This is a genomic window from Vibrio sp. 10N.261.55.A7 (assembly GCF_002877365.1).
In the GTDB taxonomy this organism is placed as follows: Bacteria; Pseudomonadota; Gammaproteobacteria; order Enterobacterales; family Vibrionaceae; genus Vibrio.
The window spans coordinates 1-9,651 of the sequence record NZ_MCWZ01000297.1 but is presented as its reverse complement, the minus strand read 5'-3'; the positions used below and the strand labels follow the sequence as shown (position 1 = coordinate 9,651).

Annotated in this window: 9 protein-coding genes and 1 pseudogene; 3 read left to right on the top strand and 7 right to left on the bottom strand. The window is 44.5% G+C overall.

From position 1 onward, the window contains the following. Both hrpA and BCU12_RS16320 read right to left on the bottom strand, forming a co-directional pair. Positions 1 to 1,243 (bottom strand): ATP-dependent RNA helicase HrpA (hrpA, locus tag BCU12_RS16325; RefSeq protein ID WP_102405322.1); only part of this gene is annotated, 1,243 nt, incomplete at its 3' end. A gap of 132 nt (positions 1,244 to 1,375) precedes the next feature. After that, positions 1,376 to 2,662, bottom strand: coding sequence for a MipA/OmpV family protein (locus BCU12_RS16320; RefSeq protein WP_241909858.1), 1,287 nt, complete (start codon positions 2,660 to 2,662; stop codon positions 1,376 to 1,378). A gap of 242 nt (positions 2,663 to 2,904) precedes the next feature. Between BCU12_RS16320 and BCU12_RS16315 the strand changes: the two genes are divergently transcribed. Continuing rightward, entirely contained in the window at positions 2,905 to 3,267 is a 363-nt protein-coding gene (locus BCU12_RS16315; protein WP_102405321.1) for a hypothetical protein, read from the top strand. Between the two features lie 234 nt (positions 3,268 to 3,501). Next, on the top strand, positions 3,502 to 3,948 hold the full coding sequence (locus BCU12_RS16310; protein WP_102405320.1) for a TerB family tellurite resistance protein: 447 nt from the start codon (positions 3,502 to 3,504) through the stop codon (positions 3,946 to 3,948). 161 nt (positions 3,949 to 4,109) lie between these two features. On the opposite strand, the gene BCU12_RS16305 is transcribed toward BCU12_RS16310, so the two are convergent. From BCU12_RS16305 to BCU12_RS16295, 3 genes are all read right to left on the bottom strand, one after another. Further along, positions 4,110 to 4,640 carry a 3'-5' exonuclease gene (locus tag BCU12_RS16305; protein WP_102405319.1) on the bottom strand — a complete coding sequence of 177 codons (531 nt, stop codon included), beginning with the start codon at positions 4,638 to 4,640 and terminating at the stop codon, positions 4,110 to 4,112. Positions 4,641 to 4,816: 176 nt separating this feature from the next. Continuing rightward, positions 4,817 to 6,058 carry a cysteine desulfurase-like protein gene (locus BCU12_RS16300; protein ID WP_102405318.1) on the bottom strand — a complete coding sequence of 414 codons (1,242 nt, stop codon included), beginning with the start codon at positions 6,056 to 6,058 and terminating at the stop codon, positions 4,817 to 4,819. Then, positions 6,036 to 6,674, bottom strand: coding sequence for a 2OG-Fe dioxygenase family protein (locus BCU12_RS16295; protein ID WP_102405317.1), 639 nt, complete (start codon positions 6,672 to 6,674; stop codon positions 6,036 to 6,038). The genes BCU12_RS16300 and BCU12_RS16295 overlap by 23 nt, the downstream gene beginning before the upstream one ends. 625 nt (positions 6,675 to 7,299) lie before the next feature. Here BCU12_RS16295 and BCU12_RS16290 point away from each other — a divergent pair. Further along, the gene (locus BCU12_RS16290; RefSeq protein ID WP_157939885.1) at positions 7,300 to 7,686 is read left to right on the top strand and encodes a PilZ domain-containing protein; all 387 of its coding nucleotides are present in this window, start codon (positions 7,300 to 7,302) and stop codon (positions 7,684 to 7,686) included. A gap of 173 nt (positions 7,687 to 7,859) precedes the next feature. On the opposite strand, the gene BCU12_RS16285 is transcribed toward BCU12_RS16290, so the two are convergent. After that, positions 7,860 to 9,152: an alpha/beta fold hydrolase gene (locus BCU12_RS16285; protein ID WP_102405315.1), complete on the bottom strand. Its 1,293-nt coding sequence runs from the start codon at positions 9,150 to 9,152 to the stop codon at positions 7,860 to 7,862. A 273-nt stretch (positions 9,153 to 9,425) separates the two neighbouring features. Further along, positions 9,426 to 9,651, bottom strand: a pseudogene (locus tag BCU12_RS16280) (gamma-glutamyltransferase); the annotation flags it as partial.

Sequence of the window (9,651 nt, the reverse complement as noted above, 5' to 3'; positions counted from 1 at the left end):
GGCCACAACGACCTTTACGTTGATTCGCACTCGCTTGAGAAACAGGTTCTATCGGCAGCCTTTGAACTTTGGTTCGGTAGCTGTAACGGCTGATTCGCGCAGTACCCGGGTCAATGACGTACTTAATGCCAGGCACCGTCAGCGAGGTTTCCGCTACGTTGGTTGCGAGAACAATTCGTCTTCCTGAATGGGATTGGAATATTCTATTTTGCTCACTCGACGACAAACGGGCATAAAGCGGAACAACTTCTGTGTCACGCAGGTTGCGCTTGTTCAATGCGTCAGCCGTATCGCGTATCTCGCGCTCACCGTTCATAAAGATCAGGATGTCGCCCTGCCCCTCATCGCACAGCTCGTCTACCGCTTCAAAGATACCTTCGAGCTGATCTCGGTCGGTATCGTCTTCTCCACTTAATGGGCGGTATCGGGTATCCACAGGGTACGTGCGGCCAGAAACTTCGATAATAGGCGCATCGTTAAAGTGTTTTGAAAAACGCTCAGGGTCGATGGTGGCCGATGTAATAATGATCTTAAGATCAGGACGCTTTGGTAATAGCTCTTTCAGATAACCAAGAATAAAGTCGATATTCAGACTGCGTTCGTGCGCTTCATCGATGATGATGGTGTCGTATTGGTTCAGGTAACGGTCGTGACTGATTTCAGCCAGTAAGATACCGTCTGTCATCAGCTTGATCTGCGTGTTATCGGAGATTTGATCGTTAAAACGAACCTTATAACCAACAAACTCACCAAGCGGTGTTTGGACTTCTTCGGCAATACGGTTAGCAACAGAACGAGCCGCTAAACGCCTTGGTTGAGTGTGGCCAATTAAGCCATATTTTCCGCGGCCAAGTTCTGCACAAATCTTCGGGATCTGAGTCGTTTTACCTGAGCCCGTTTCACCCGCCACAATCACTACTTGATTGTTCTCAATTGCTTCAGCGATGTCATCTCGCCTTTGACTGACGGGAAGAATATCGGGGTATTCAATTCTTGGCTGGAAATTGATGCGCTGTTGAGCTGACATCATTGATTTCGCAATATCGAGGGCGATTTCATCAAATACAACATTGCGAGACGCTTCTTTTTTTATTTTGCTTGCGCCGCTAATGCGTTTACTTAAGCGAAATCGGTCACGCAGCATACACTCATTCAACGCTTTGCGAAGTGATTGAGCATTGTTTGCAGACTTAGAGCTTGCAGGCTGAGTTTGGGATTCGTTGTTTGGCTGAGACGAGGTCAAAGCAGTTCCTATTTAATCTAAAGCATATAAAACTGTGCGGATTGTAGCACTTTTCCGGTTTCGACAAAAAACAAAACCAAAAAACGCCTAAATGTTTACACAGTTAGGCGTTTGTTTCATCACTGAATCTATCTAGAAATCGAGCTGTAGATAGATGGAGTTGTAGTTACTGCCACCTTTGATTCGACCATATTGAGAGGCTTTCTCAAAGATCGCCGAACGGTGATGTATCGAATACCCAAGCCACATATTGTTAAGCCCATCTTGCGCTAAAAGATCGCCTACATTGATATCCAGAGAAAAGTCCAGGTAGTTCAACAGTTGACTCGGCACCTTATCTTTCTCAATCATCTCTTTACTTTCAATGTAAGTCACGTTGTCGATGTATGAAAGACCTTCCGCGACACCAATACGCCATTTCACCGGCCAATCAACCGTATAGTACGCCTTAATAGCAGCGACATATTCAGTGCTCGACGATTGCACGTCTGAAGACCAGTGATGCACAATACCTGGTGTTAAATAGATATCGATAGGAAGACCAAACAACTCATCAGTGAGCGGATGACCGTAGAACACCGAGCTAAGCTGATTATTGAATTCGTCTTTTTCCGAATTGAACTTGAGAATATCGCCAATGTTTGATGGCGTCGCCCAACCGTGTGCAATCCGAACGTATCGCTTATTGCTCAATGCAGATTTAGGCGCTTTGTTTTTATCATTAAAGAAACCAAAACCAAAGTAGAGTTCACCTTGATATCGCTCTTGAACGATTGAGCTTTCATAAGCGTTGTTATCAAGCCGAGTAACCGCTGTTGAACCCATTAAATAAAGGTTTGAAATCACATGATAGCGAATGTCTAAACCCACTTTGGCATCGACACCCGCACTCACATCTTGGCCGAATTCATAATTTGAGAACCCGTAATAGACACTATTGAAATCACGGCTTTTGAAACGAAGCGTCGCTTTTGGTTTAATTTCCCAGTCACCTGATTCATAAACGCCACTAATACTCGCGTTACTGTGCCAGTTAAAGCGACTGTCCGTCATAAACTCTAGGTCAGCAGTCCAGATGTCAGCGAAAGGATAAGAATACTGGATACCAATATCCGCAGTATCCCCTTCATAGCCATTTTGATAGGTTGCTGGAATATCAACAAATCGCATTCTAGTAAGCGCGTTGATCTCAAACGCTTCATCATCGGGTTGATAAAGATAAGCGCCAAACTCCAAGCCTTCAAAAAATACATAATCATTTTTGAAAAACAGCATCGGTATAAACGTACCAACAGAGCGATCACCGACATCGTTATAAAAAGGAATCGAGGCAATACGAGTCATTGCTGCGATTCCCCATTGCTGCTCGGCGACCACGCTAGAATCGACAATGCCATTATCATCGACAATAGGTGTCATGCTTTCCGAATCAGCTTTAGCGCGTGAATCATCTTCACTTTCCGCTAACACTGGCATACTCGCAGCACCGAGTCCTAGGCAAAATGCAAACTGAGCTAACAACAGGCTATTTTTCATCATGTTCTATTTCTCTTGTTCCTTGCTCAACATCACCAAAATGGCAACAATTTTTTAATCAAACCTTATGTTTAAAGGTGATTCGCCGTTACAATGGTATATATGATCGCTCAAATGACTGAATTGTGAAAGTATCTGATTTAAAAAAAATTATCGCGGCTCTACCCGAAGATAGCGACCCAGACATCGTGATGGGAGAAGAGTGGTTACCTGAACGCTTAATCAATACCTCGCTTGACGGAAAATTGCTCTTTCTAGAATTCGACAATGCACCTGAAGAAACGCAAGGTGACGAAGAAGGGCGAGGGTTTGTCGAACATGAAGTGGACATGATTCGTCATCGATTTGAACAAATTATCGAAGACGCGTCTGACACAAAAACAAAAGCCGATGCCATGGTCGCGCTCTTTCTTATGGGGCACGAATCATCAAGCTCTGAAATCATTGAGATTTTGGAACACCCTGATGTTCCGGACTCACCCGAGTAAACCCTTTTTCGCACCACGTTTGAAACATTCCTCCCTCTTGAGCATGCATTTAGTGACGTCATGATTCTGTAAACTAACGTAAACCACCTTGTGATTTATCTCTCTCGCCCCTATTACTTAAGGATATTGCGCGACGATTGGTACACCGCGCAGTTGAAATTTAAAAGTTCTTGAAAATCACTCGCGATGAAAGAGGACTCTATAAAAGTACATTATGCTCAACGAGGAACTCTTATGTTTAATGCGATCACTTCCCTTTTTAAACAACTACTTGAAGGTGAAGACCTAAGCGGAACTCAAAATCAAAACCCAAACTTGGCTATAGCTTGCTTGTTATGTGAAGTTGCTGGTGCTGATCACCAAATCAATCAAGTTGAAAGAGAAGCAAAGCATCAACTCATTGAACGCTTACTCGGACTAACAGAACAAGAAGCGAATGACCTCCTGACTCAAGCCGAATCCGTGACAAAAGACTCAGCCTCTTTATATGAATTTACCTCTCAATTAAGAGAGCTTTCACGTGAGACACGCTTTGAACTCATTAAAGCGATGTGGGAAGTCGCGCATGCTGACGGAGAGATTGACCCTCTAGAAGATGCCGTCATACGCAAGACAGCCGAGCTATTATACGTCGATCATAGTGAATTCATACGCGCCAAGCTTTCTGTCATTGATAAATAAACAGTTGTTAATAGGTAATCGATTATTGAAGGGCAAAGGTGAATGGACGTTTAACTGATCAACGCCTAATTTTTAGCGCTTGTGGAACAAATTCGAGGAAATAGTACCGTTAAGGGGACGCCACCTAACGGTTTCAAAGCTCAGTCTATAGAAACGAGACTCTAGAGCATATCCAATGCAAGTTTAGCCAGATTATAGGCGTCAACGTAACCAGAGTGCTGTCGCCCTTCCCACTCAATATCTTTCGCTTCTTGAGCCGCTTTATGGCCGATACGTTTGTCTTTGAGACGATTTTGAATTCGATACAGAGTCGCGAGGTTTATGAACTCTTTGAACGGCATATCAAGGCCTTTCTCTCGACATTCATTGAATAAAATCTGATCGTCACGGCCCCACGATGCATAGATCTTATTGGGTCCACCAAAGTTTTTCTGCATTGACTGCATGACGTCTTTTAGAGGTCGACCTTGCTTTTCAATTTTTCGAGGAGTGATACCCGTCAGTTCAGCGCAAAAGAGCGACACTTCATCATTTTCTGGCTTCACATAGTATTGTGCACGCTTGACGATCTCACCTTTCGCGACATCAATTTCAGCCAGCCCTACTTCTATGATTTCACCCGTAGTGCCTACGCCGTCGACACTCCAACAGCACATTTCTAAATCGAAGCACACAACACGGTTATAATTCATTGCCAGCCTTTACTCACTATTATTCAATTTCTCGAAAGCGGCAGATTCTACCTTATTCACCTGAAAAAGTAGAGCGACAAACAATAAGAAGAGCCAAACTCATTTTATTGCTGAGTTTGGCTCAATCGCTGTGCATTTACTTTCTAACTATTCGTCACTTGTGTTTGATAAGCGCACTAAAGTATGGATTCAAGCGCATGGAAAAAGCGATCGATCTCGTCTTTCGTATTGTAGTGCATTAAGCCCACTCTCAAAATCCCGCCTTTGTCCGTCACGCCCAACGCATCGGTCAATCTGTCTGCGTATAAATGGCCGCTCCAGGTATAGATTTCATGCTCACCCAGGTGCTTTGCAACATCCGAAGGTGAAGTCTCACCAAATCGAAGCGCAAAGGTCGCCGTTCTGTTTTCTTCCGTCGGTTCTCCAAATAACTCAATTGATGGGAACTCAGTAAGACGCAGCAAAAAGTAGCGCGCTAGCGATTGCTCGTACTGATGAATATTCTCATAAGCAGACACAAGCTGCTCTCTTAGGCTCTCTCCTTCCCCTAGAGAACTCAGGTAATCAATCGTTGCCGAAAACGCCGACAAGGCTTCAAAATTGAGTGTCCCTGTCTCCCAGCAGTTGGGAGCATGCGTAGGTGCTGGCTCTACTTTGTACGGCGTGTACTTTTCAAGTTGCTCTTTACGGCCGTAAATAACACCTAAGTGTGGACCGAAAAACTTGTATGCGGATCCCGCAACAAAATCCGCGCCCAATTGTTGTACATTGACAATCTGGTGCGGCAACAGATGCACAGCATCGATAAAGACAACACTGCCATTCGCCTTTGCAAGCGCCGTCACTTTGTCAATGTCAACCATGGTTCCTGACAAGTTGCTTGCTGCGGTGAGCGCGACAAGGCGAGTCTTCTTATTCAATAGAGACTGAAATTTGTCTAAATCTAGGTTACAGGTTGCATCCACCACGGGAACATAATGGACAGTCACGCCCTTGTCTTTCGCCGCCATTGCCCATGAAGAACGGTTCGAACCATGGTCCGCATCGCTTAGTATGATTTCATCGCCCGGCTGCCAATCTTGGCTGATTGCACGGCTAAAGTGAAACGCCATGGTCGTCATATTCGCGCCAAATACAATTTCATTTTTAGAGGCAGCGCCAAACAGACTTGCGGCTTTTTCACGACAGGTATTCACCAAACTCACCGTGTATTGGCTCACAGAGAATTGACCGCCAAGGTTCGAGTTACCTTGCTTTAAATAGCGAGAAAACCCCTCAATGACCGATTGAGGCAGCTGTGTTCCCCCTGGGCCATCAAAGTAGACAGGCGTCAACGCTTTGTTTGTCTCAGATAACGCTGGGAACTGGCTTCTTAGCGTTTCAATCCCCGATTGATTAAGCAGTAAAGACGAAGACATCACGCACTCCTTTTTCGCCAATTTCGCTCGATAGCGTTTCTGAGATGTGGTGGAAGAATCGAGAGTCATTAAGAATCACAAACTGGTTCTCTTCCAGTACGGTATTCATATGAGGGTGCTGCTCAACTGGGGAGCCAAATATTTGAGTAAAGCCACCGGTTATGTGTTTTCTCTGCACACAAAAAATGCCCACAAAGCGGTAACCATCTTGATGAATGCCTTCAGGTGCTGGCGCGCTCGTTGAATCTGAATCGCAAGTCACTCGAATCTGATGCACATCCACGACTGAGTTATCTTTGTCGGTGCCGGTTCTCTGCATAAACGATTTCAATACGTGCTGAAAATGCGGCGTTTCCACCATGTCATTGTCCATCTCAGCAAAGTCTCGTTCGATGTCACCCACGACACGGTTAAACTCCGAAGACTGAGTAAACGTACTATGAGGCAGTCGAGCGATATCGCCAGAGTCAGACTGAAAGCGTGCATACGTGCGATAGCGGTGATCACTGTCGACATATTTATCTGCTGGGAGATCTTCAAAGTATGAAGAGAGTTGAGGCGCAATATCACCCGGTGTTTGAAATGCTTCGATTAGAAATTTATTTTCCATTTCCATGACTTGTCCTTATTTGCTCACGCTACTTTTCGTTAACCAAAATTTAACAACAAGCTTATTATCCCGCCTCTTGATATTTATTCAATACATAAACCCAAATACGAAGTTAAATTCCAATATTTTAACTAGTCACTTTCAAAAACCAGAACATCCAGCCAACACTAAGATAAACACTAGCATTTATCGCTACAAACCCAACACCAACCAACACATTCCTAATGCGACGTTTAAATATCAACCAGAATAAACCTCATAATGGTTAAAGAATCAGCGCCACAGGGAGAAGCCGATTTGACGCAAACCAGCCTGATCTCTTCCCTTTTCTGTTCGATGGAACCTCACCTCCAATCAGTCACAGAACACCTTTTCATCGAACTGATTATCCGATGGTAATCCATTGAAATATTGTATTTTTGTTGTATGTCTGGTTGTTATATCCTGCCTTTGCTTTAAGTCGTTATGACCTGTCACCACTAGGTTGAGAGAGATACCACGAAGAACCTCAGAAGCGGCACAATCTGTGCGACACAATCTGTGCGACACAATCAGTGCGACACGGTCTGTGCGACACAAAAAGCAAACCAGACAAGTCACTTTGCCCTATTTATAGATGACCTTAAAAGACATGACTACCGATACCCCAGAGACTAGATCAGAGAAAGCCCCTTTCACCGCCAGAGAGTACACTGCCTATGATTTTCGTATGCACCCGAGAATGCCGATGAAACGTGTGAATGCCCAAGTCAAAAGAAAAAGTTTTCTTTCCAAATATTTCGCGGTTGAACTCATCGACATTTCCAAAGGTGGGCTGGGACTCGAGTGTCGAACAAAGATAGAAGTCGGTGAAAAGGTCGACATTAAACTGGGTAGCAGAAGGTTAACAGGGGTTGTCGTTTACATGCGACAAATTCTGGGGAGCCGAGATTTCAAGCTCGGCGTTAGATTCGATGAAGCCCTTGGTATTTCGGATATGTTTTACATTGGGGCTCCGACCAGCATTGCGTTTAGCTAGTTAGTTAGTTAGGGCGAATCGCGCTCATCATCAGTAGTGTGAAAATCAACAATATCCTACTTTCTCATCAATCATTTCCGACTCAAATGAGAGCATTCTCTTTACATAAAAGAGAATGCTATACGCCTTAGAGCCCAGTATTCATCTGATTAACACATTACTGGGCAATCAACTTAGTGAGGCAGGCTGTCGAGATCTTTCACCATGCTCATTAATCGGTCGAGAATGTTCTCTCCGTCCACGCCAATACCGTTATGTTCGTACTCGTTGGTGATCCACGCTTTAGACATTGGAAGATTCCGCAGTGTTTCACGTGTGTAGTCAAACTCAACATACATGTCTTCCGCGTAAACAGCGCAGGCTACTGGTACCTTATTGCGGCTTAATGTCTCTGGATTGTATAGGTTGCACCAATCCTTTTTTTCTGCCAAAAGGTTCGCCGCTACACGTAATGGCTTGAGAGTGTTCAATTGCTCAAACATCCATGGGTACACCATCTCTCCCGTGAACCAAAACTCTTGACCCACCTGATAATTGTATTGTTCAAACTGAGAGCGTACTCGATGAGCAGACCAATCCGACGCGTCACCTTGGCAATAGATGGATTCGTGTAAAATCGCATAGATTGGATTCGTCAGATAACCCTGTTCTTGCTGCATTTGATTAAGGAAACTATAGCTCAGTTGCTTAGTACCATTAACCTCAATGAAAGCGCTTTCTAGTAAATAGTAAAGGGGAAGATTGGCGTCACCACGACCTAGGTTTATTCCAATCAATTGGAACTGTTCAACCGTGAATACTTGCCCGTTTGGCAACACCACCTCATTGTCCAGCAAGTGATCGGCTATATCGCGGCACATCTGTTGCGCCTCAGGGAATTGCGCGAAGAATGCCTTATTCTTATCACTCACACGTTGATATGTGGCTTGATACACGTCATCCGCGGGGCGAGTTATTGATGGAATACCGCCGGTAACATAACAGTGCAGTAGGCTTTCAGGAAACAACGACAAATAAGTCAGGGTGCAGAATCCGCCAAAACTTTGTCCAAGTGTCGCCCATTGAGAGATACCGAATTGTTGGCGAATAGTTTCCGCATCTCGAACAATATTATCGGCTCTGAAGTGGGTAAGGTATTCGGCTTGTTGCTCTGAACTCATATGTGCCAGAGACTCTTGATTGATTGGTGAGCTGTTCCCTGTGCCTCGTTGATCCAATAGAAGAACACGGTAATTTTTCAATGCACGCTTTAACCAACCCGATTCACCTGCAGCACGAGGAGACTGAAAACCAGGGCCGCCTTGAAAATAGACTAACCAAGGCAATTCATCCCCGTCTTTATCGATATTCACCACTTCACGAGCAAACACCTGAATGGTCTCACCTTGGGCGTTTTGGTAATTGAGCGGAACTGAAAAACGGTGTTGGCGATAGAGTGTTGTTCCATTAATAAAGCTCTTTTCCACGAGTCATCCTTATAGATTTGATGTTTATAGGTCGCGTTGTTTTTCCGAGTATTCGCATAATGTGCCTGAATCTTGCTATCTAAGGACTGCGCAAGAGTTTCCTATGGGATATGACTCTTTAGACGATAGATGCAGTGCGATGCGAATTAGGGCTAAAAAGAGTAGCACTGTTTGAGCGTAGAATCTGGTTTTAACGGTCGTAAGCCAAAGAAATAAGGTCAACATAATGCTGACCTTATTTAATGAGTTCATGCTATTGGCTTAACCTATTATTTAATCACCTAGCACGATGCCTTCACGGCGAGGATCCGCACCACCAATAAGTTTGCCATCACTGAATACCACGCCATGGACACCGGAATTTAGGTCTCGAATATCCACCTTAAAACCCATCTCTTCCAATGGCTGTTTGAATCGCTCCGCTTGCGTTCCTTGCTCTAAATCGTAGCTTCCAAATCGATTCAGCATGTTGGGCATATTGATCGCGTCTTGTATGTCC